This is a genomic window from Sphingobacterium alkalisoli, assembly GCF_005049105.1.
Lineage (GTDB): Bacteria > Bacteroidota > Bacteroidia > Sphingobacteriales > Sphingobacteriaceae > Sphingobacterium > Sphingobacterium alkalisoli.
Window position 1 is genome coordinate 462,864 of sequence record NZ_SUKA01000004.1, and the last position, 22,358, is coordinate 485,221.

At 38.6% G+C, this 22,358-nt stretch carries 21 protein-coding genes; 11 read left to right on the forward strand and 10 right to left on the reverse strand.

Annotated elements, in window-relative coordinates; translation table 11 throughout:
• Nucleotides 1-150: 150 nt before the first annotated feature.
• The 3 genes from FAZ19_RS15040 (at nt 151) to FAZ19_RS15050 (ending at nt 3,574) form a co-directional block, all read left to right on the forward strand.
• On the forward strand, nt 151-2,604 hold the full coding sequence (locus FAZ19_RS15040) for a TonB-dependent receptor (protein ID WP_136821568.1): 2,454 nt from the start codon (nt 151-153) through the stop codon (nt 2,602-2,604).
• A 92-nt stretch (nt 2,605-2,696) separates the two neighbouring features.
• Nucleotides 2,697-3,155: a D-aminoacyl-tRNA deacylase gene (gene dtd, locus FAZ19_RS15045; protein WP_136821569.1), complete on the forward strand. Its 459-nt coding sequence runs from the start codon at nt 2,697-2,699 to the stop codon at nt 3,153-3,155.
• A 92-nt stretch (nt 3,156-3,247) separates the two neighbouring features.
• Nucleotides 3,248-3,574 carry a nucleotide pyrophosphohydrolase gene (locus FAZ19_RS15050; RefSeq protein WP_136821570.1) on the forward strand — a complete coding sequence of 109 codons (327 nt, stop codon included), beginning with the start codon at nt 3,248-3,250 and terminating at the stop codon, nt 3,572-3,574.
• Here the strand turns inward: FAZ19_RS15050 and FAZ19_RS15055 are convergent, their stop codons facing one another.
• Nucleotides 3,575-4,333: an endonuclease/exonuclease/phosphatase family protein gene (locus tag FAZ19_RS15055; protein WP_136821571.1), complete on the reverse strand. Its 759-nt coding sequence runs from the start codon at nt 4,331-4,333 to the stop codon at nt 3,575-3,577.
• 69 nt (nt 4,334-4,402) lie between these two features.
• Between FAZ19_RS15055 and ggt the strand changes: the two genes are divergently transcribed.
• On the forward strand, nt 4,403-6,091 hold the full coding sequence (gene ggt / locus FAZ19_RS15060) for a gamma-glutamyltransferase (protein ID WP_136821572.1): 1,689 nt from the start codon (nt 4,403-4,405) through the stop codon (nt 6,089-6,091).
• A gap of 2 nt (nt 6,092-6,093) precedes the next feature.
• Here ggt and rmuC read toward each other — a convergent pair whose 3' ends face one another.
• Nucleotides 6,094-7,413: a DNA recombination protein RmuC gene (rmuC, locus tag FAZ19_RS15065; protein WP_136821573.1), complete on the reverse strand. Its 1,320-nt coding sequence runs from the start codon at nt 7,411-7,413 to the stop codon at nt 6,094-6,096.
• A 113-nt stretch (nt 7,414-7,526) separates the two neighbouring features.
• Entirely contained in the window at nt 7,527-8,714 is a 1,188-nt protein-coding gene (locus FAZ19_RS15070) for a formimidoylglutamase (RefSeq protein ID WP_136821679.1), read from the reverse strand.
• 114 nt (nt 8,715-8,828) lie between these two features.
• On the opposite strand from FAZ19_RS15070, the gene FAZ19_RS15075 reads away from it, so the two are divergent.
• Both FAZ19_RS15075 and FAZ19_RS15080 read left to right on the forward strand, forming a co-directional pair.
• Nucleotides 8,829-9,803 carry an NAD-dependent epimerase/dehydratase family protein gene (locus FAZ19_RS15075; RefSeq protein WP_136821574.1) on the forward strand — a complete coding sequence of 325 codons (975 nt, stop codon included), beginning with the start codon at nt 8,829-8,831 and terminating at the stop codon, nt 9,801-9,803.
• A gap of 173 nt (nt 9,804-9,976) precedes the next feature.
• Nucleotides 9,977-11,272 carry an HAD-IB family phosphatase gene (locus FAZ19_RS15080; protein WP_136821575.1) on the forward strand — a complete coding sequence of 432 codons (1,296 nt, stop codon included), beginning with the start codon at nt 9,977-9,979 and terminating at the stop codon, nt 11,270-11,272.
• 39 nt (nt 11,273-11,311) lie between these two features.
• Here the strand turns inward: FAZ19_RS15080 and FAZ19_RS15085 are convergent, their stop codons facing one another.
• The 7 genes from FAZ19_RS15085 to FAZ19_RS15115 all read right to left on the reverse strand — a co-directional run bounded on the left by FAZ19_RS15085 (nt 11,312) and on the right by FAZ19_RS15115 (nt 17,785).
• The gene (locus FAZ19_RS15085; protein WP_136821576.1) at nt 11,312-11,884 is read right to left on the reverse strand and encodes a 5-formyltetrahydrofolate cyclo-ligase; all 573 of its coding nucleotides are present in this window, start codon (nt 11,882-11,884) and stop codon (nt 11,312-11,314) included.
• 79 nt (nt 11,885-11,963) lie between these two features.
• The gene (gene efp, locus FAZ19_RS15090) at nt 11,964-12,524 is read right to left on the reverse strand and encodes an elongation factor P (protein WP_136821577.1); all 561 of its coding nucleotides are present in this window, start codon (nt 12,522-12,524) and stop codon (nt 11,964-11,966) included.
• 74 nt (nt 12,525-12,598) lie between these two features.
• Nucleotides 12,599-13,219, reverse strand: coding sequence for an ABC transporter ATP-binding protein (locus FAZ19_RS15095; RefSeq protein WP_136821578.1), 621 nt, complete (start codon nt 13,217-13,219; stop codon nt 12,599-12,601).
• 16 nt (nt 13,220-13,235) lie between these two features.
• Nucleotides 13,236-14,030, reverse strand: a complete 795-nt coding sequence (gene lpxA / locus FAZ19_RS15100) for an acyl-ACP--UDP-N-acetylglucosamine O-acyltransferase (RefSeq protein ID WP_136821579.1) — start codon at nt 14,028-14,030, stop codon at nt 13,236-13,238.
• Between the two features lie 9 nt (nt 14,031-14,039).
• Nucleotides 14,040-15,431: a bifunctional UDP-3-O-[3-hydroxymyristoyl] N-acetylglucosamine deacetylase/3-hydroxyacyl-ACP dehydratase gene (locus FAZ19_RS15105; RefSeq protein WP_188876144.1), complete on the reverse strand. Its 1,392-nt coding sequence runs from the start codon at nt 15,429-15,431 to the stop codon at nt 14,040-14,042.
• A gap of 30 nt (nt 15,432-15,461) precedes the next feature.
• Nucleotides 15,462-16,490, reverse strand: coding sequence for a UDP-3-O-(3-hydroxymyristoyl)glucosamine N-acyltransferase (gene lpxD / locus FAZ19_RS15110; RefSeq protein WP_136821581.1), 1,029 nt, complete (start codon nt 16,488-16,490; stop codon nt 15,462-15,464).
• Nucleotides 16,491-16,513: 23 nt separating this feature from the next.
• On the reverse strand, nt 16,514-17,785 hold the full coding sequence (locus tag FAZ19_RS15115) for an HD domain-containing protein (protein WP_136821582.1): 1,272 nt from the start codon (nt 17,783-17,785) through the stop codon (nt 16,514-16,516).
• A gap of 243 nt (nt 17,786-18,028) precedes the next feature.
• Between FAZ19_RS15115 and porX the strand changes: the two genes are divergently transcribed.
• The 5 genes from porX to FAZ19_RS15140 all read left to right on the forward strand — a co-directional run bounded on the left by porX (nt 18,029) and on the right by FAZ19_RS15140 (nt 22,229).
• Entirely contained in the window at nt 18,029-19,582 is a 1,554-nt protein-coding gene (porX, locus tag FAZ19_RS15120) for a T9SS response regulator signal transducer PorX (protein ID WP_136821583.1), read from the forward strand.
• 13 nt (nt 19,583-19,595) lie between these two features.
• Nucleotides 19,596-20,012 carry a tRNA (adenosine(37)-N6)-threonylcarbamoyltransferase complex ATPase subunit type 1 TsaE gene (gene tsaE / locus FAZ19_RS15125; RefSeq protein WP_136821584.1) on the forward strand — a complete coding sequence of 139 codons (417 nt, stop codon included), beginning with the start codon at nt 19,596-19,598 and terminating at the stop codon, nt 20,010-20,012.
• 109 nt (nt 20,013-20,121) lie between these two features.
• Nucleotides 20,122-20,619 carry an RNA polymerase sigma factor gene (locus FAZ19_RS15130; protein ID WP_262709348.1) on the forward strand — a complete coding sequence of 166 codons (498 nt, stop codon included), beginning with the start codon at nt 20,122-20,124 and terminating at the stop codon, nt 20,617-20,619.
• 1 nt (nt 20,620) lies between these two features.
• Nucleotides 20,621-21,424 carry a hypothetical protein gene (locus FAZ19_RS15135; protein WP_136821586.1) on the forward strand — a complete coding sequence of 268 codons (804 nt, stop codon included), beginning with the start codon at nt 20,621-20,623 and terminating at the stop codon, nt 21,422-21,424.
• Between the two features lies 1 nt (nt 21,425).
• Nucleotides 21,426-22,229, forward strand: coding sequence for an outer membrane beta-barrel protein (locus FAZ19_RS15140; RefSeq protein WP_136821587.1), 804 nt, complete (start codon nt 21,426-21,428; stop codon nt 22,227-22,229).
• The last annotated feature ends 129 nt before the right edge of the window (nt 22,230-22,358 follow it).

Sequence of the window (22,358 nt, forward strand, 5' to 3'; positions counted from 1 at the left end):
CGAACATGAAGTAAGGCTGAGATTATACCCGGTCTCATTAAAATGAGACGTACCTGATCTGGATAATGCCAGCGTAGGGAAGGGCGGTTAAATGAAAGCTATTGTAACCCCTTGCAATAGTATGTTTAACTCAAAAAAAATAATTTTATTATGTTTAAGCAACTTATTGCCACTTTGGCATTATGTCTTGTGGTATTGTTGGGCTTTTCACAAGGCCGATTAGTCGTCAAAGTCGTTGATGAGAATAACAACCCATTACTTGGGTCTACCGTGTCTCTGGATAAAGTTAATTCGCTTACGAATGAGATGGGAACCACGGAGTTCGAAGTACCTGTTCAAAAGAGTTCAATATTAAAAGTATCCCATGTCGGTTACGTTACGGCAACACAGGTTATTCGTCCGAATACTGCATTACAAATCACTATTCAGCTCAAAACAGCACGCATCCAAACGGGAGAAATCTTTGTATATGGCACCCGTGCCAAAGAAAACGCTGCCACAACTTATACTAATATTAGTAAAGCAGAAATTCAAAAAAACAATCTGGGACAAGATATACCCTATTTATTGGACCAAACACCGGGCGTGGTGATCGGATCAGATGCGGGAGCGGGTATCGGCTACACAAAGATGACCATCCGCGGTTCCGACAACGAGCGGATAAACGTTACTTTAAACGGTATACCCTTAAATGACGCCGAAAGCATGGGCTCGTTTTTCGTCAATTTACCCGATTTCGCCTCCAGTACACAAAGTATTCAAGTACAACGGGGAATCGGTACTTCTACAAATGGAGCTGGTGCATTTGGTGCGTCGCTGAATATACAAACTGACATCTTAGACGCAGAACCTTATGCCGAGCTCAACAATTCCTTCGGATCCTATAATTCATGGAAAAACACATTGAAGGTAGGATCAGGGTTACTAAACAACAAATATGCGTTTAATGCCCGTCTATCGCGAATCGCGTCGGATGGTTATGTCGAACGTGCCTCCTCAGATTTAAAATCCTTTTACGTAGACGGTGGCCTTTATACCGACAAGCATATCCTGAAAGCGACTCTTTTTTCGGGAAAAGAAAAAACGTACCAAGCCTGGTACGGTACGCCTGAGCCATTAATAAAAGGAGATAGAACTCTATTAAGCGATTATGCTGGAGCTATGGAAATATACGGAGGCCCCGAATTAGATCGTTTGATGAATGCGGACCGCACATACAACTATTACACGTACGATAATCAGACAGATAACTACACGCAAACACACGCTCATCTACATTACACCAATATCATAAGTGAGAAAATAAGCTTCAATTCGGCGTTACACTATACTAGAGGCGCAGGCTATTACGAGGAGTACAGAGCTGAAGATAAACTGGCAAACTACAATATCGATCCGGTAACAGTAGGATCAGAAACGATCGAAGAAACGGATCTTATCCGCAGAAGATGGTTAGATAATCATTTTTATGGATTGACTTATGGATTGAATTACAATCCTTCCAACAATCTAAAATTTACACTGGGAGGGGCGTACAATCAGTATCGAGGCGATCATTATGGTGAAGTGATATGGGCGAGATTTGCCTCGAGCAGTGAAATCAGTGACAAATACTATCTTAATGATGCACAAAAAAATGATTTTAACATTTATGCAAAGACAGACTATAGGTTTGGCGATTTGCTTGTAAACCTTGATGTACAATACCGCAATCTATACTACCACATTGATGGAGATGATGACAAAATCAAAAATCTGGATTTTGAAGATAAGCTGAATTTTATAAATCCTAAAATGGGTTTCACCTATTTTGTGAATCCACATTCAAATTTTTATGCGTCTTATGCCTATGCTAGTAAGGAACCTGTTCGAAAAGACTATGTTGAAAATCCATTAAATGAATTTCCAAAACCCGAAAAAATGCAAGATATCGAAGCAGGCTACCGATTTAAAAACGAAAGCTTCAATATTGGTGCTAATGTATATGGTATGTTTTATAAAGACCAACTCATTAATACTGGAGCGCTAAACGATGTCGGAGGAACTATTAGACAAAATGTAGACGATAGTTACCGCATTGGCGTTGAGTTTGATGGCGCTTGGTCAATTACTCCTCAATTTGTATGGAGAGCGACTGCAGCCTTGAGTGATAATAAAATTAAAAACTTTGTTGAGTACAATTCGGTATATGATGACGACTGGAATTTGGTAGAGCAAAAAGCCATTACTTACGACAAAACGAATATCAGCATGTCGCCCTCCACGGTATTGAGCAATGATTTGACATATAGCCCTATTAAACCACTATCCTTTAGCTTTATCAGTAAATACGTTTCACGGATGTATCTCGATAATACCTCGGCCGAAGAGCGTAGTATTGATCCATCTTTTGTAAACAATGCAAGAGCAGTGTACAGTTTTGCAATAGGTGGAATAGAACGTATCGATTTAAACCTAAGCGTAAATAACATTTTCAACGCCAAATATCAAACCAACGGATATACATGGGGATCGATGGATATGGAAGGCAACCGATACTATTATAACTTTTACTACCCACAAGCCGAAACAAATTTTATGCTGGGATTAAATATCAGATTTTAGGAGTTAGGAATTAGATTTTTTTAAAAGCGAATCTGCGGATTCGCATATTTGCAAATTTGCAGATATGCCTTCTGCTTTTTACTTTTACGCTCATGCGTGCAGTTATTCAAAGAGTTACTCAAGCCTCATGTGCAGTTGATCAAGTCATTACTGGGGAGATTCAACAAGGTCTATTGGTTTTATTAGGCATTGAAGATGATGATACTTCAGCGGATATCAAATGGTTAGGACAAAAATTAGTCAACCTCCGTATTTTCTCGGATGAGAACGGATTAATGAACAAATCTGTCCAAGATGTAGACGGCGGTATATTACTAATCTCACAATTCACCTTATTCGCACAAACGAAAAAAGGTAATCGCCCCTCGTTTATCCGAGCGGCTAAGCCTGAAAGAGCGAAGCCGCTATATATAGAAATGGCGCAGTATTTAAGTACGTTGTTAGGAAAAGACGTTCAACTCGGGCTATTCGGCGGCGACATGAAGATTGATCTAATTAACGATGGCCCCGTAACAATTATTATGAACACAAAGGATAAAGAGAACTATTAACCCCCCATCCCTCAAAGGAAGAGTAGTGTAAGGCACATCTCCTTTGGGGCTAGGGGTACATATCACAATACACACATCTCAATACTATAAAAATGACGATAAAAGAAGCACAAGAAGTTGTCGATAAATGGATTAACTCTACAGGGGTCCGGTACTTTAACGAATTAACAAACACCGCAATGTTGATGGAAGAAGTAGGCGAAGTGGCACGCATTATGGCCAGGCAATATGGGGAGCAGTCCTTCAAAAAATCTGACAGAGAAGTCAATCTTGGGGATGAGATGGCAGACGTCTTATTTGTATTAATCTGTCTCGCAAATCAGACAGGAGTAGACCTAACTGATGCTTTAGAAAAAAATCTGGATAAAAAATCTATTCGCGATGCGGAAAGGCATAAAGACAATGAGAAATTGAAATAGTTACTCTATTTCAATTTCTGCAGATAACGGAAGATGATCTGAGGCGTAATCTTCCTGTATTACCTGATATTTTATCCACTTAAATTTGCTGCTCTTTCCGACAAGTATATAGTCAATCTCGTTTCTCGGCCGAATATTTGGTGACGTCGGGCTGTTTGTCGTCGAGTTACGAACAAAATACTGATCGAGTAATTGAATAGGCTCTTCGTCGGGCTTCGCATTCATATCTCCTACCAAAATGAGAGGCCGCGTATACCAATCGCCCAGTTCATTGATAAATTTCACTTGCGCTATTCTATTCTCCTCTTTCAGGTCAAGATGTGTATTGGCAAACGATACTACCTTTCCGTCGGGAAGCTCGACGTCAACAATGGCTAGGGAACGATTTTCGCTCTTTACTGGCATGGGTAAATCATATCTCCGCTTGCTAATGATTCGATGTTTCGTCAGTATCAATGTTCCATATTCTCCACTTTCCAGATCTATTCCTTTAGAAAAGTAATAATTAGACTTCGTCATCTCTGCCAGCTTTGCAGCTTGATCCACCATCTTCGATCGTGAGACGTTAACATCTACTTCCTGAATACCGATAAGATCAGCATCGGCTTCATTAATAACCTTCGCTATTGCTTCCAAATCTATTTCCGTAGGTTTACTTGGCGGATTAGCGTGGTGTATATTATAGGTAAGAATTCTTAATGCCTGTGCAGACAAAGAATAATTTAAACTTAAAAATAGAATTAATAGGAATAAACGCATGAAATAAAAATACGCAAATTTCTTACATCTCGGTTATAAAATAAGACTAAATTTCTCTAAGTTTAGGACATGAAATACAGTTGGTATATCCTATTTATAGCTTTCTTAAGCGCAGGTTGTGCTTCACAACAAAACAATAATGTAAAATCGGTAGAATATAAAAGCGGAGCTGTCGTAACTGCACATCCTTTGGCTTCACAAGTTGGTGTTGACATTCTGAAAAAGGGAGGAAATGCTATTGACGCAGCGATTGCCGTAAAATTTGCTTTAGCTGTAGTATACCCTAACGCAGGAAATCTTGGCGGTGGCGGCTTTTTAGTTTACCGCAATAAGGATGGCGCAATAGCTTCCCTAGATTTTAGAGAAAAGGCTCCAGAAAAAGCCTCGCGGGACATGTACCTAGACGAGGATCAAAATCCTATTACGACGTTGAGCCTTGACGGTCATCTGGCTGCAGGAGTACCCGGGGCAGTCGCAGGAATGGATGAAGCCCATCAAAAATATGGGACACTCCCGTGGAAAGATCTTGTACGTCCTGCTATCGATCTCGCTAAAGAAGGATTTCGTATCACAGCGAGACAGGCGAAGGAATTCAATAGTCATAAACAACGATTTCAGCGATTCAATCCTAATGGTGCAGCTATTATAAAAGTAGGCAACTGGCAAGAAGAGGACATATTTGTACAACCCGAACTTGCTAAAACACTTGAAAGAATTGCGGAAAGAGGACGTGACGGATTTTATAAAGGTGAAACAGCAGACTTGATAGTAGCCGAAATGAACCGTGGTAATGGAATCATTTCGCATCATGATTTGGAGAGTTACAACGCCGTTTGGCGTAACCCAATCGTAGGCTATTACAAAAACAATAAAGTTATTTCCATGGGACCTCCATCTAGCGGTGGGGTTGCTTTGATCGCTTTATTGCAATCTGTTGAAAAATATCCGCTATCCAAATGGGGATTTCAGTCAGACAGTACGGTACGTGTGATGGTAGAAGCCGAAAGACGTATCTATGCCGACCGGGCTACACACCTCGGTGATCCCGATTTTTATAATGTTCCGATTGATTACCTAACCAACAAAGCACTTAATCAAGGTCGTATGTCGGAAGTTAGTTTACGCAAAGCTACCCCGAGTAATAGCGTAAAAGCTGCAAAATTTCCTGGTTATGAATCTGAAGAAACCACCCATTACAGCATCGTAGATAAAGAAGGTAATGCCGTTTCTCTCACGACAACGATCAACGGCTCCTACGGTTCCGGTGTATTTGTAGAAGGTGCCGGTTTTTTATTAAACAATGAAATGGATGACTTCTCTGTTAAACCCGGAACTCCGAACATGTATGGTTTATTGGGAGGTAAAGCCAACTCCATAGAACCTGGGAAACGCATGTTAAGCGCGATGTCTCCGGCAATCGTAGAACGTGACGGGGAATTGCTCATGGTTGTAGGAACGCCCGGTGGATCAACGATTATCACATCCGTATTTCAGGCTATTTTAAATGTTTTGGAATTTGGCATGTCTGCCCAGGAGTCGGTAAGTGCGGCCCGCTTCCATCATCAATGGATGCCGGATCATATTGACGTAGAAGAAAGAGCCATTTCTACCCACGTACGTACCAGTTTAGAAAAAGATGGTTATAGGATCAACAAGCGAGGTCCTATCGGGCGAGTGGAAAATATCATAAAACTGCCGAACGGAAAACTACAAGTAGGAGCGGATCATCGTGGTGACGATACGGCAGTGGGATATTAATTTTAACTTAAAAAGGTATCATCTATTTTCTTTGTCGTCTTTGCACCCAGGGTTTTTAGATTTTCGATCTTACGGATCACATTGCCTGGACCCGTCGAAAGCTTTTTCATGGCATCGGCATGCTTTTCGGATGCCTTATGCAAATAGGTTTCAAGTTGTTGCATATCGCTCAAAAATCCAACAAACTTATCATATAGTGCTCCAGCTTCACGCGCAATTTCTAACACATTACGCGTCTGTCGTTCTTGCTTCCACATACTCGCAATCGTGCGAAGGGTGGCCAGTAAAGTAGAAGGACTTACGATCACTACCCTCCTGTCCCACGCGTCAGAAAACAACTCAGGCTTACTGGTCACGGCCGTACTCAGCGCTGATTCAATCGGCATAAAAAGCAAAACAAAATCTGGCGAATGAATTCGATAAAGCTCCTGATAGTTCTTCACAGAAAGATCCTTAACATGATTTTCAATCGAATAAATATGTTGCTTTAAATAGTTCAATTTGTCCTCATCGGTTTCTGCATTTACCCACCGCTCATAAGCAACCAGCGAAATTTTAGCATCTACCACTAAATGCTTGTTATCCGGCAAGTCGATGATCGCATCAGGCTGCAATCGTTTACCCTGCTCATCGGTAAAAGAAGCCTGCAATCTATATTCCTGGTCCTTTGTCAATCCTGATCTTTCGAGCACACGCTCTAAAATAACTTCTCCCCAATTCCCTTGCTTTTTATTGTCACCACGCAATGCTCTGGTTAGGTTATTAGCCTCATTTTTTATTTCATTGCTCTGCAGCATTAACTGTTCAACCACGCCTTTTAAAACATTTCGTTCCGCAGCCTCATGATTATACGTTTTCTCTACTCGCTCTTCAAAAGTTTTAATTTTTTCCTTTAGGGGATTCAACAGTAAAATCAAATTCTGCTGATTAAGTTCGGTAAACTTTAAGGATTTTTCTTCCAGAATTTTATTGGCTAATACTTGAAATTCTACATTAAATTGTTGTTTAATATGAGTCATCTCTTCCTTTTGCTCCTGGAACTTCTCTTGTTGTGCTTGCAAATAGGCATTCGTGCCTTCCAATGTACGTTCCAAAGACTGTCTCTCTTGCCTTTCTTTCTCCAGAGACTGGAGCATTGCCGTATTTTCACGAGCAAGTAACTCTCCTCTTTCCTGTATTTTGGCTAAAGCAATTTCAACAGCCTGCTTCTCCTCGATCAACTTTACGTGCTGTTCCTGTGAAACATATTTTCCACTTCGCCAAAGGAGGAATGCGCAAACACTTCCTAACACCAGAATGATAACAAAATATAAAATATCCATAGTTTCAAAACAAAACCTTCGCATTCAGCAGTAACACCAACAGTCATGAAATTTCGTGCTAGGCATTGGAGGCAGACACGTCCCTACAATTTAGTCTTTTCAGACCATGAAAACTACTGTAGCTTTTGATGTGTTCTCCACCACAAGTCTGGCATCTCACCTGATACAGCTATCTGATAGTCTTCATATCGGCATGGGACAAGGTAAAATCGTTCGTTTACGGATTTCGACCCAAAATAGGGCACCTGCATCCACCAGCGATCGGACTTCTTGCTCTTCACAAAAACCAGCTCATGCTCTTCATTTTCTAATGTCGTACGGTATATAATGTATGCCGATTTAGGAACTAAAGGAGCGTCATTTTTTCTATTATAAAAACCATCTATAAAACACCAGATCATCTGTGACACGAGCATAGCCGTATGTTCCAAAGGATCAAACATTGGATTGAATTCATAGAATCCAATGGAACTACATTTATCTGACATCCCCGCATAGCGAGCGAGCTGACATGCCTCATCACCAAATAACCCATTCGGATTGGCATTCGCGTTTCCCGGGGCTTCTGAAGCACGAATCGCACCGATATCAAAACTAACCAAGTCAGCCGCCCGAATGACGGGTTCAGCTTGATCCAGCTTGCCAGAGATCATACCGACACGCTGGGCATTAAAATATAACTTATCATACATATTAATCGATTCCTTACTAACCAAATACGTTTGATAAGCTACATTGTTGAGATTGAACAAATAATCCGGCTGGTGTAAAATAATATGGTTTAAATACGTTTGTGAATTTAAAGGTGTCTTTTCAGCTTGCTCCTGATCTAAATCAAATTTAGCGTCAATTACAACTACCTCAACACGCTGCTCCAACTCCTCATAACCTCTGTATTGGGCATAAGTCAGATCTTGCCCCCCACCAATGATTATGGGTAAAATATCTAACTTTATCAACTCTTCGACAACCAACTTCAACGCTGCATATGTATCATGAATCGTCGACCCCGCTTTAATATTTCCAAGATCAACAATTTTCACTTTATAATCACCTTGGTAAAGACTATAAAGATGTTTCCGAATAGCATCTGGAGCTTTGCCCGTACCTTTATTGTCAATAGCAGACCGGTCTTCTTCTACCCCTAGAATAGCCAACTGAGGGCGTTCTTCCATCGATTCTAAATTCGGAAAAGAAGATTCATATTTTTGTATAATTTTTCCAAACTGCGAGTTATAGTAAGCCCTATCGGATAAAGAATTCGAAAGGGATATCGGGGAAAAGAAATCTGCTAATGACACCATGTATGAATACGTTTTTGTTCAAAAAGCTGAACATTATAAGTAAGTATTTCGCAAATATGCATTTATTACCTTACTTTTGAAAAGAATAAGTTTTCAACATTAAGTTAGCAAGTGATATTAGTAACTGGGGGTACAGGTTTTTTAGGATCTACATTAATTAAACTATTAATTGATGACGGAAGGGCTGTCGTAGCCATAAAACGAGCGGATTCAATCATTCCGGAAGATTTTCGGGCTTCTTCACTAATCCAATGGATTGATGCGGATTTGACAGATTATTTTGCGTTAGAAGATCTATTCCCGAATGTTAAACAGGTATACCATTGTGCGGCAAAGATTTCATACCAAAAGCCTGATGCTGCAGAAATGCTCCATGTCAATATTGAGGGCACCCGCCACATCGTTAATCTATGCATACAGCATCATGCGCGGCTAGTCCACGTAAGTTCGATTGCAGCATTGGGAACGAATAAAAAAGGACTCCCTGTCGATGAGAACGATAAATGGGAAAGGGATCCACATATTTCGAATTATGCGACCTCAAAATATGAAAGCGAGTTAGAAGTATGGAGAGGAATTACGGAAGGGCTTGACGCCGTGATTGTTAATCCGTCTGTCATAATGGGAATAGGATCTGGAAAAATCAGCTCCAATATCATCTTCAACCTAGTCAATAACGGAATCAAAATCTATCCTCCCGGTTCAGTAGGCATTGTAGATGTACAAGACGTCGCGAAAATTATGATACTATTGATGAATACGCCCGAAATCACGGGCGAAAGATTTATTTTAAATAGTGAGAATATTTCAAATCGCCACCTCTTACAACGTATAGCTGTTCTTTTGGGGAAGAAAGAGCCGTCCATTGAGGCTAAACCTTTTATGCTCGACATTGCGTGGCGTGTCGCAAAATTGATCGCTATTATAAAAAATAGTAAACCCGCATTGACGCAGGAGTCTACTCGCGCATCGGCCGCAAAATTAGCTTATTCAAATAAAAAAATACGGGATTCAATTGGATATACGTTTAAACCTCTCAATCAAATACTTGAAGAAATAGCGGAAACATACTATAGAACTACCTAAATAATCATGATACCCGCATGAGCCAGCAATCAAATTCTCCTATCCTGTTAAATAACATAGAAAGCATACAACGATTAATAACTAAAACGGGCTCACGCAATCGCCATTAAAGTGACCGAAGACAGCATGAATCACTTTAACGGCAAGTAAATAATGAATAAATAACTATATTGATGAAAAACTATTATATTATCGATTTTGACAGTACTTTTACGCAAGTAGAAGCATTGGATGAATTAGCACGTATTTCTCTCGAAGGCCATGCTGACCAAGAGAAAATATATAATGAAATTGAACGTTACACCAATTTAGCAATGGAAGGTAAGATTTCATTTCGTGAAAGTCTTGCAGGTCGCGTTTCGCTTTTACAGGCCAATAAAACGCACTTAAATAAACTCATTACCCATTTGAAGAAACGGGTTTCCAAGTCTTTTGATAGAAACCGTGAATTTTTCAGACAGAATGCGGATACAGCGTGGATTGTTTCGGGTGGATTTAAGGAATTTATCACTCCGGTGGTTTCTCCATATGGTATAAAAAAAGAAAATATCTATGCAAATACATTCAAATTTGATGATGATGGAAATATTATCGGCTACGACGAAACAAATCCTTTATCTGATGAAGGTGGGAAAGTTAAGCTGTTGAAAGAATTAAAAATAGAGGGTACGATATATGGAATTGGAGATGGTTACTCTGATTTTCAACTTAAAGAATCGGGCTTAATAGAAAAATTCTTCGCTTATACGGAGAATATTTCTCGCCAAAGCGTGACTGACAAAGCGGATCATGTCACACCAAGCTTCGATGAGTTTCTATATGTTAATGATCTTCCTAGAGCGATATCCTATCCAAAGAATAGGATATTATGCCTTATCGTGGGCCAAGTACCTGAAATATCTGCTCATATTCTTAAACGCGACGGATTGTCTATTCGTGTGAAGGATACGCTAGAGGAAAAATATGTCAAAGATGTCGGATTATTGCTGTTAGGTCCTGACGTTGTAATCTCTGATGACCAATTATCTCGCGCGGATAAACTAAAAACTATTGGCTTTTTGGGAGATATTAAGGGGCATATCAATAAAAACATCTGTAACGAAAAAGGTATTGTAGTCTTTGATGATAAGAAGAATAAGATTCGCAATGCGGAATATATCCCCAGACGTATGGCTGAATTTATCAACAATGGAGATACAGATCAAAGTCGCAATTTCCCAAATTTGATCTTGCCTAAAAAAATAAAAGGACATCGATTGTTGCATATTCACAAAAATGTACCTGGTATAATGGCACAGTTAAATAACATCTACGCAGAAAATAATATCAATATTATTTCTCAATTTTTGATGACACGGGGTGACATTGGTTATGCTGTCACAGACATTGAAGCAGACTATGACAAAGGTTTATTGAAAGAACTGAAGCAAATTGACCAAACCATAAAATTCAGAATATTATATAAATAAAAATAGCAATGGAGGGCGTTAAATGACTGCCCTCCATTATTAAAAACGGTAGATTCTATCCGGTGTTACGCAGTATTTTAAAGGAAAGTCAAATTCACCAGTGTCTACAATTTGCTCCACTAGGTCGAAATAGCTGAGCCCGATAGAACGGACATCACCTCTGCAACGCGCCAAAAAGCGATCGTAAAATCCCTTTCCATAACCTATTCGGTTACCCCTTTTATCTGCCACGAGTAAGGGAACCAATACGCTATCTATCAACTCCTCATTAATCATATCCCCACCGACAGGCTCTAAAAGACCCCATTGATTTTGTACCATGATGGTCTCTTCATTCCACAGATAATTAATCATTGTTCCGTTGTCCATATCAGTTTTCGATAAAACAAGGTGAATATTAGGATAGTGCTCTTGAATCCAACCAATAAACCTCGAAGTATCGGGTTCATTATATTTAGACAGCGACAAAAAGACATGCAGATAATTACACCTATTCCATTCTAGGTCAACAAGTTGGTCGAACATTTTGCTGTCTAACTGCTCGCGCTCCGTTTTATCTAATAAAAGACGTTTTTCTCTATATACTTTACGGAGTTCTGCTTTGTTGGTCATAACATGCTAAATTAAAAAAAAACGGCCTTGAAGCAGAGCGCTTTCAAGACCGAATAATCAACCTAAACCTAAATTCTTATTATTTCACACGTTCAATATAATCGCCTGTCCGTGTGTCTATTTTCACTTTATCACCTTGATTAATGAAAAGAGGAACTTTAATATCTACACCCGTTTCTACGGTAGCATTTTTCAATGCATTAGTAGAGGTATCTCCTTTCACCGCTGGCTCCGTATAGGTAATTTCTAATTCTACACTTGCGGGAGCTTGCGCCATGATGGGCTCATCGCTTTCAAAAGCCACAATCACATTCATACCTTCTTTCAAGAATCGTGCCGAACTTCCAAATAATACCTTCGGTACATTAAATTGCTCATATGAATCATTATCCATAATAACAAAAAAATCAGCGTCATCGTATAGATACTGGTAATCATTAGTCTCGACACGCGCAATCTCCACCTCTTCGTCTGTTCGGAAACGATATTCTACTAATTTACCTGTTTTTACATTACGCATTCTCGCTTGATAAAAAGCACGTAAATTGCCTGGAGTACGGTGTATAAACTCCTCTACAGATACTAATTCGCCATTAAAACGAAGAATATTTCCGGATTTAACGTCTGAAGCTTTTGCCATTTTAATTTAGTTTTTTGTATTAAGTGACAAACTTAGACAAAATTGCTTTTTTTCACAAATAATAGTATTATTAATTACTTGTAATCTACCATCGAAATAAAGTCAGTGCAAAAATGATATTCCTTTGGTTGATTGGATCCGATAATAAGCAGTCGATCGGCAGAAATTGTTTTTTCGAGGAGTTCGATGTACCAATTTTCGCCCTGCACATCCATATTACTCGTAGGCTCATCCAATAATACAATATCGGAATCCGAACAACAGGCTAGCGCTAATTTGACACGTTGTTTCATACCGGAAGAAAAATGCCGAATTTCTTTGTGGTTCGATTTCTCCATCATTAGAAGTGAAATAATGGATTCTTTATTAAATCCACCGTAGTAAGATTTGAATTTAAAATGGAAGTCCAGCAACTCGCTTAAGGTAAACTCTTCTATTAATTCAACGTAAGGAGCGGCAATAGTTAAACGAGCATATATGTTTTCTACATCAATTTCCCGTCCGTCTTTTTCGAAAATAACCCCCCCCTCACTGGGTGTAAGATTGCCCGATAAGACTTTGATTAGTGTAGACTTTCCAGCTCCATTTGGACCTAGAATTGCATATTTTTTGGAGGAAGAGAACGTATAGTCAATATGTCTAAAAATCCATTCTTGGTTATACCTTCTGCCAATATCAAGTAAAGTTATATTCAATAATCAATAAATTAAATTAAACACCTGTCTTACCTTGGTTAAAACCCTTTACTACGCCGCGGTTCGAATTACGCACAAAAGTCAAAATTTCATCCCGTATCTCCGTTGCTTTAAACTCCGCTTCCACTAAATCTAGCGCCTTAGAAAGATTTCTATTTTGAACAAAGAGAACGCGATAAATACTTTGTATCTCCGTAATCTGCTCTGGAGTATATCCCCTGCGACGCAATCCTACTGAATTGATTCCTGCATAAGCGATCGGTTCTCTAGCGGCCTTGATGTAGGGAGGCACATCTTTTCGAACCAATGTACCACCGGTCACAAAAGCATGAGAACCTATTTTACAAAATTGATGTACAGCCACCAATCCAGCCAAGACCACGTAGTCACCTACAGTAATGTGTCCTGCCAGCGTACTCGAGTTGGAGAAAATACAATTATCGCCAATGATACAATCATGTGCGATATGGCTATATGCTTGTATCAAGCAATTCTTCCCAATAACTGTTTTATAGCGATCTTTTGTACCTCTATTGATGGTAACACATTCACGGATAGTCGTATTGTCGCCTATCTCCGCAGTGGTAATTTCTCCTTCAAACTTCAGATCTTGAGGTTCACCGGAAATTACAGCACCCGGAAAAACCTTACAGTTCTTCCCAATTCGTGCACCATCCATAATCGTCACGTTAGAACCTATCCAAGTTCCTTCGCCGATAACCACATCCTTATGAATGGTGCTAAAAGGCTCAATGACTACATTTGCAGCTATTTTAGCCTCCGGATGTATATATGACAACGGTTGTATCATTATTTTAATTTATTTAACTTTAACTATTTGGGCCATCAATTCGGCTTCACTTACTATTTTATCTCCAACCATCCCTACACCTTTCATGCGTGCAATACCTCTACGAATAGGCTCCAGTAGTTCACAGCTAAAGATAATGGTGTCCCCAGGATGAACTTGATTCTTAAAACGTGCATTTTCGATTTTCAAGAATAAAGTCAACCAATTTTCTGGATCTGGAACTGTATTAAGAACTAGTATCCCTCCGGTCTGTGCCATCGCCTCGATTTGAAGAACACCTGGAAAAACAGGAGCCCCAGGAAAATGCCCCATAAACAAATCTTCGTTCATCGTCACATTTTTCAAGCCTACTACATGCGTTTCAGATAATTCTAAAATCTTATCCACCATCAAAAACGGTTGACGATGAGGTAAAATATTCATGATCTGAACGGTATCATATACTGGCGCAACATTGGGGTCATAGGCTTTTATGTATTTGCGGCCTTTGTCCTTTTTTATTTGGACTTTAATACGCTTTGCAAAAGCCACGTTTGCAGCATGGCCTGGTCTTGCAGCCATGATATGACCTTTCAGAGGGCGTCCCACTAACGCCAAATCACCTATCATATCGAGCAGTTTATGTCTCGCAGGTTCGTTTTGATATCGCAATTGTATATTATCCAGAATCCCCTCATCCGCTACAGTTACCTCTTTATTAAAAAGCGACTTTAACTTCGATAACTCTTCATCACTTACTTCTTTGTCTACTATAACGATAGCATTCGACAAATCGCCACCTTTAATTAAATTTTTATTAACTAGGGTCTCTAGTTCATGTAAAAAACAAAAAGTACGTGAAGAAGATATCTCTTTGGTAAATTCATTGATCGTACTCACAGAGGCGTGTTGACTTCCCAATACGGAAGAATTAAAGTCTATCATGCAGGTAAGACGATATCCATCCAAAGGCATCGCTACAATTTCCACTTTTCGATCCGGTTCGCCATAATGGATATTTTCCTTTATTTCGTAAAAATCACGGTCGGCATCCTGTTCTATAAACCCCGTCTCATTTAGCTTTTGAACAAAAACTGCGGAACTACCGTCTAATATGGGAACTTCCGGCCCGTCAATATCAATCAGAATATTGTCCAATTGAAGACCGATCAGCGCCGCCATTAAATGTTCAATAGTACTTACAGAAGCTCCATTCTGAGAAATAGTAGTCCCCCGGGAGGTATCTGAAACATTATCAGCGTCGACAGCAACAACGGGTTGCCCTTCTAAATCTACTCTTCGAAATTTAAACCAATGATTTTCAGAAGCAGGGGTCAGCGTCATCGTAACATATTTTCCAGTGTGTAGACCGACACCTGATATTGTGATATTAGATTTAATCGTTCGCTGCTTCACGTTCATATCCATCATTTTTATTGCAATATTTGGTTTTTATTTGTTTTTTAATTGTTTTTCTAGTTCTGCAATGCGTTTTTCTAATTCGGGCAACTTGGAATACAATACTTGCGAGCGCAGCTGACTAGAATAAGGTGTGGAAGGTGACCCTCCCCATTTCTTATTAGCGTCTTTAATGCTTTTATTAATTCCTGACTGTGCCTGCACCTGAGAACCGTCCGCGATGGTAATATGGCCCACAACGCCAACTTGACCGCCTAATACGACATGCTCACCCACTTTAGTACTTCCCGAAATTCCTGTTTGAGCAGCGACAACGGTATTTTTACCAATCTCTACATTATGTGCAATCTGTATTAAATTGTCCAGCTTAGCTCCTTCATGGATCACTGTCGACCCCAATGTAGCCCTATCAATGACCGTATTAGCACCAACCTCCACATTATCGCCAATGACCACATTCCCAATTTGGGGAATTTTATCGTATGTCCCATCCTCTTTTGGTGCAAATCCAAAACCGTCGCTACCAACAACAGTTCCTGAGTGAATTGTTACGTTTTTTCCAATGACGCAATCATAATATACGGTTACTCCGGGAAATAATGTCGTATTATCCCCAATAGTCACGTTTTCACCGATATATACCCGTGGATATATCTTAACATTATCACCAATTTTTGCTAATTTATCGATATACGAAAAGCCACCAATATATCCACCTTCGCCGATAACCGCTGTATCGTGTACAAAAATACCTTCATCCCGTCCACTACGTTCTAATCGCAAACTATTATAAAGCTTAAGAACCTCTGTAAAGGCAGTATAGGAATTTTTAACACGGATCAATGTCGGTTTAACCGGTTTATGAAGCATTAAGTTTTCATTTACAATTACAACGCTTGCGTCTGTATCGTAAATGTAGTGCTCGTACTTAGGATTCGACAGAAACGATAGACTACCGTGAGCCCCCTCTTCAATCTTTGATAATTGAGAAACAACTTCATCTGGATTTCCTTCTACCTTCCCTTCTAAAAATGTGGCAATCTGTTGTGCTGTAATCTGCATCTAATTACAAATGTATCTTTTTCTTAATTAACTTTAACTTTTTTATTTTCAACACCATACTGATCTAACAACGAAATCTCCTTCGGGTACGATATTGTATATTTTACAACCCGCTTCGAAAGTGCTTCCAAATTCGAGAGGTCAGAGGCCTCCGCAATATCCTTAAGATCTCCTTTATTATTTGCGATTTTAATAGGGCTACTTCCTGCACTGTAAGCACTATTTTGAACGACCTGATGGTAAAAGAAATAATCAATCTCGCTTTCCTTCAATCCAAAATAATTTTTCACCTGTTCCTTAATTTCATTCAATTCGATATCCGTAAAATCTGTATTACGCATTTCTGTACGGAATAGATCACGTTTCATCAATTTACTACACAGTGTGCGAAGAATAAAGTCATCATGATCACACCAGGTTTTTAAGGCCGACATAATATCCGTATCATCCAGTTTTGTAAACCAAGTTAAATGAATGGGATCTTCTTCAAAATTGTCTGCTGTTATCTTATTTCTCAAAAAATGGCTTAAAGCAGGAGTGGCAAATAGCTCCTCTCCCGCATTACTCAACTCCTTCGCCCGCGCTAATGCCTTTACAAGCATTTGTTCTGCCGCAATCACTGTCTTGTGCAAATACACCTGCCAATACATCAATCTACGTGCAATAAGAAATTTTTCCACGGAATAAATGCCCTTTATCTCCACTACCAATTCATCATCTTTTACCGTCAACATTTTTATAATACGGTCAAAAGAAATCACTCCTTCAGACACACCGGTAAAAAAACTGTCTCGGTTAAGATAATCCATCCTATCAATATCTAGTTGACCGGACACCAGCTGATGTAAAAATTTTCGGTGATATTGGTTATTAAAGATTGTAATTGCCAAATCTAACCTGCCATCAAATTGTATATTCAATTTTTTCATCAACAAAGCAGAGATAACTTCATGCGAAACACCTTCTATAATGGTATGTTCTAATGAATGCGAAAAAGGGCCATGGCCAATGTCATGGAGTAGAATAGCGATCAGTACGGCAGCCTCTTCTTCCTCAGTAATCGACACTTCTTTACTTTTCAACGTATCCACTGCTAGTTGCATTAAGTGCATGGCACCTACAACATGTTGAAATCGTGTATGTAAAGCACCGGGGTATACCAAATGAGTCATACTCACTTGTTTTATGTATCTTAGACGTTGTAAAAAAGGATGTTGTATAAGATCAAAAATAAAACCCGACGGAATTGATACAAAGCCGTAAACAGGGTCATTAATTATTTTTTTCTTATTCAAAAAGTATAAATTTTAGTAAATCTTATCTAGATTTAGAATCGTCTATTAAATTGATAGTGTATAACTAATCTAAGATAGGGCAAAGATACACAGAATGGAGTTAATTAATGTTAAAAATAACACTCCACGCACCTATTATGGCTATGTTAGCGTCACTACGAAGATTTTCAATACTTTTCATTTTTTATTTTTACAAACGGCTTACTTTCTATACATACAACTAGAACGAAAAACATTGGGATTATGGCAAAAACACATATACTTTGGGCAGATGATGAAATAGAGTTCTTAAGACCTCATATTCTTTTACTAGAGGAAAGGGGTTACAAAGTAAAAACTGTAAATAATGGTAATGATGCTGTAGAAAACTTTAAAAATGAACCCTTTGATCTTGTATTTTTAGATGAAAACATGCCCGGACTCACAGGTTTAGAAACGTTAAGCATCCTAAAAAGCATTAACCCTTCTATTCCAACAGTTTTGGTTACTAAAAACGAAGAAGAGCACCTAATGGAAGATGCTATCGGCGCCAAAATAGACGATTACCTTATCAAGCCAGTTAACCCCAAACAAATCTTATTAACGATAAAAAAATTTACGGAAAACAAAAGGCTGATCAATGAGAAAACGTCCATGGCATACCAACAAGAATTCCGCAATCTGGGTATGATCATGAATAATGATTTGGATTATAAGGAATGGGTAGATGCATATAAAAAACTTATTTACTGGGAATTGTCTTTGGAAAAATTAGAAGATGAAAATATGCATGAAATTCTTACCATGCAAAAATCAGAAGCCAACACACTCTTTTCTAAGTATATTGAAAAAAATTATATCGCTTGGCTTGGAGCCCCGGATAATGCTCCTATTCTTTCTCATCAACTATTCAAAAAGAAAGTATTCCCTTCGCTTCAAGAAAATAAACCTACTTTCTTTTTCCTGATAGACAACTTACGCTATGATCAATGGAAAATAATCAACGATGTCATTACAGACTATTTCCGACTGGAGGAAGAAACTAGTTATTATAGCATCTTACCTACAGCCACACAGTATGCACGAAATGCAATATTTAGTGGGTTGACACCACTGGAAATGGAAAAAAGATTTCCAAATCTTTGGCAAAATGATGAAGATGAAGGCGGCAAAAATCTTCATGAAGACAAATTCCTGGCAGACCAAATAAAGAGATTATACAGGCGGGATATTAAACATAGCTATACAAAAGTATTGACATTGGAGCAAGGCAAGGATGTTTTTGACAACGTCAACAACCTCATGCAAAATGACCTGAATGTATTAGTGTATAACTTTGTCGACATGCTCTCCCATGCCCGAACCGACGTGGCAATGATTAGAGAATTAGCTAACGACGAAGCGGCATATAGATCCTTAACGCTGTCATGGTTTGAACATGCCCCATTATTAGACGTGCTAAAGTGGCTTGCACAACGTGAGGTCCGCGTTATCGTAACCACCGACCACGGCACAATCCGTGTTAAAAAACCAAGCAAAATAATCGGTGATCGCAATACAAATACGAATTTGAGATACAAACAAGGGAAAAACCTTAACTATGTAGGAAAAGACGTATTTATGATAAAAAATCCGCATGAAGCTCAGCTTCCAAAGCTGCATATGAGCTCTACGTTTGTCTTTGCAAAGGATGACTACTATTTTGTTTATCCCAACAACTATAATCAGTTTGTCAATTATTTTAATGGGACATTTCAACATGGTGGCATATCTCTAGAAGAAATGATCATTCCATATGCTACATATACAACAAAATAGATAATTTTGTAACATGATCATACCGGTACATTCATTATCCGAATTAGGCTCAGCGGCTCAAAAAGTAATTTCAACATTTGCGGACGAAAGGATCTTTCTTTTTTATGGTCATATGGGTGCCGGTAAAACAACTTTTATAAACGAACTTTGCCTGATCCTTGGCGTTCACGATCACACTTCAAGTCCAACTTTTTCTATCGTCAACGAGTACCATTCCGACAATGGAACGCTTTACCATTTCGATTTCTATCGGTTAAAAAATGAGTCGGAAGCTTTTGATCTCGGCTATGAAGAATATTTCTACTCCGGAAATTATTGTTTTGTAGAGTGGTCTGAAAAAATCCCCAATTTATTGCCTGAATCCTACGTTACAGTAGAAATAAAAGTTACTGACAATCAAAACCGTATATTATATATCGAAAAGAAATAATTTTTTATTGCATCCCCATGCAACCCTTTTTCCTTCACGCACGTCTTCCCTATAAATAACTTAAAAATTGGAAAATATTAATCTGAATAAAGTCTGGGAAGATTGCAAGTTGCAAAATAGGAAAGCACAATCTCAACTTTATCATTATTTTTCAAAAAAGATGCATCTGGTGTGTATGCGGTACGCACATACCACGTTGGAAGCCGACGACATCTTGCAAAACGGCTTCGTAAAGGTGTTTACTAAACATCATCTGTTTGATGGAACTGGTTCTTTAGAAGGATGGATCAAAAGAATAATGATTAATACGGCAATTGAAATACATCGCAAAAATAAATTAAACCATGCAGAGGTTTTGAATGAAAGTCAACATATAACATTAGTCAGTCAACTAGGGGCTGATCAAACTGCTTATAAAGATTTACTCGCCATCATTCAGACACTTCCCACAGGTTATAGAACAATCTTCAATCTTTACGCGATTGAAGGTTATACGCATAAAGAAATAGCAGAATTACTGGAAATCAGCGAGGGTAATTCAAAATCACAGCTCTCAAGAGCTCGGCAGTGGCTACAGCAAAAATTAATAAAATTGGAACGGAGATAACATGGAAGACAGAGATATAGATAAATTATTTAGAAACGCTTTCAAGGAAGCAGAATCTAATCCCCCTGCTGATATGTGGAAAAGAATCGAAGCAGAACTGGAGAAAGAGGATAATATCGTTCTCTCATCAAGAAAAAACAAATTTAGCTTCTTAAAGTATGCTGCGGCAGTTGTTTTTTTAATAGGTGCGGGTATTGCGGTTTATTTAAATCAAGAGAAGGAAAATTCGAGGTTAACAGACAATTCCCATCCAAAGCGAGCAGAGAAAACCGAAATTAGACCGACACATCGAATTATAGAACACGAAAAGGAAATAAGAGTAGCACAGACAACTACGTCGGAAGAGCAAACGGCCAAACCACCAAAAAAAGTGTTAGCTCAAGCAACTCCAAACAAAAAAGACGTAACACCGAAACAAGTCAGTTTACAGAATACAGTAAAACGGAACACACATGAAGATATATATATTCCTGAAGAGGTAGAGGAAAATCCCTCTCAAATAACGGCTCATAACGTCGAGATTCCAAATAAGGATATTTCAAATCAAATACCGGTCCGACAAGTAACGGAAGTAGAACAGCTAAAACCGCTGATCGAGCCAGAAGAAGAAATGGACAATATGTATGTTTCCCAGCCTGCTACGACCGACAACAATACAGTAGTGACCAACATATTAAACATAATCTCTGAAAACATAGAAATAAGTACAAAAAAAGACATCAAATTCCGTTCGGACGACGAAGGTTCCATTCGGATAGATTTTATAAATTCATTCGTAAAAAACCGTTTAAAAAAGAGAAAATAACATGATACAGTCGATTATTAAATTTGGAATTTTTGGAACGATCTTGCTCTCAGGTACAATAGCATCGTTTGCACAAGAAACGGATAGTATCCTTGAAGTAGATACTATAGAGCATAAAACAAGGCCAAGTCTCAATTTCGGAGTGGGCGACAAAGACAAAAAAGAGGCTATAGAATATCCACGATTCTTCGGAGGGATAACATTTACGCGAATCGATTGGGGGTTTTCTAGAATAATGGATGACGGCAAATTTACGCTATCAGATGAAAATCAGTTCTTAAGTTACAAAAAAGCATCTAACTTCGGATTTGACATATTACAGGTCGGATTACGATTTAACGACAACTTCAAGACCTATTTTTCCGGTGGTTTTGAGTGGAATTATTTCAGATTGGAGAAGAACATTCTATTAACAGAAAACAGTTCTACTTTATCTTACCAAGTGATAGATGAAAACGATGTTAAATACAAAAAAAATGTGCTGACCTCTACTTATTTGCGCCTTCCGCTCTCTTTCGAATGGCGTAGTAATAAGTTCCATAACGGTGAACGTGTAAAAGTAGCTTTTGGAGCGATGACTGGCATTTTACTGAAAGGTACCCAGCGATTAAAAAGCGACAAAAACGGGAAGCAAAAATTCAGAGACAACTACAATTTAAGCAGTTTTCAATATGGCCCCTTTGTAAGGATCGGATACGACGATTTCGGCTTATTTGCTAAATATTATGTAAATGATTTATTTGAAAATAGCCCTACACAAGAAGGTCTAAACAATTTTACATTCGGTTTTACCTTAGGCTTTTAAAATAAATACCAGATTTTAATGTAATTTTATGCCGAACAAAAAGTTCGGCATTTTTTGTGAAAGTACATTAGCTATCAAGAACCTTTATGGAACTTATATGGTTGCTGTATTTCACTGTTAAACACGACG

Excerpts from the sequence above, each read along its gene's own strand:
- FAZ19_RS15040 (WP_136821568.1), top strand. The coding sequence starts at position 151 with ATGTTTAAGCAACTTATTGCCACTTTGGCATTATGTCTTGTGGTATTG.
- dtd (WP_136821569.1), top strand. The coding sequence starts at position 2,697 with ATGCGTGCAGTTATTCAAAGAGTTACTCAAGCCTCATGTGCAGTTGAT.
- FAZ19_RS15050 (WP_136821570.1), top strand. The coding sequence starts at position 3,248 with ATGACGATAAAAGAAGCACAAGAAGTTGTCGATAAATGGATTAACTCT.
- FAZ19_RS15055 (WP_136821571.1), bottom strand. The coding sequence starts at position 4,333 with ATGCGTTTATTCCTATTAATTCTATTTTTAAGTTTAAATTATTCTTTG.
- ggt (WP_136821572.1), top strand. The coding sequence starts at position 4,403 with ATGAAATACAGTTGGTATATCCTATTTATAGCTTTCTTAAGCGCAGGT.
- rmuC (WP_136821573.1), bottom strand. The coding sequence starts at position 7,413 with ATGGATATTTTATATTTTGTTATCATTCTGGTGTTAGGAAGTGTTTGC.
- FAZ19_RS15080 (WP_136821575.1), top strand. The coding sequence starts at position 9,977 with ATGAAAAACTATTATATTATCGATTTTGACAGTACTTTTACGCAAGTA.
- FAZ19_RS15085 (WP_136821576.1), bottom strand. The coding sequence starts at position 11,884 with ATGACCAACAAAGCAGAACTCCGTAAAGTATATAGAGAAAAACGTCTT.
- efp (WP_136821577.1), bottom strand. The coding sequence starts at position 12,524 with ATGGCAAAAGCTTCAGACGTTAAATCCGGAAATATTCTTCGTTTTAAT.
- lpxA (WP_136821579.1), bottom strand. The coding sequence starts at position 14,030 with ATGATACAACCGTTGTCATATATACATCCGGAGGCTAAAATAGCTGCA.
- FAZ19_RS15105 (WP_188876144.1), bottom strand. The coding sequence starts at position 15,431 with ATGAACGTGAAGCAGCGAACGATTAAATCTAATATCACAATATCAGGT.
- lpxD (WP_136821581.1), bottom strand. The coding sequence starts at position 16,490 with ATGCAGATTACAGCACAACAGATTGCCACATTTTTAGAAGGGAAGGTA.
- porX (WP_136821583.1), top strand. The coding sequence starts at position 18,029 with ATGGCAAAAACACATATACTTTGGGCAGATGATGAAATAGAGTTCTTA.
- tsaE (WP_136821584.1), top strand. The coding sequence starts at position 19,596 with ATGATCATACCGGTACATTCATTATCCGAATTAGGCTCAGCGGCTCAA.
- FAZ19_RS15135 (WP_136821586.1), top strand. The coding sequence starts at position 20,621 with ATGGAAGACAGAGATATAGATAAATTATTTAGAAACGCTTTCAAGGAA.
- FAZ19_RS15140 (WP_136821587.1), top strand. The coding sequence starts at position 21,426 with ATGATACAGTCGATTATTAAATTTGGAATTTTTGGAACGATCTTGCTC.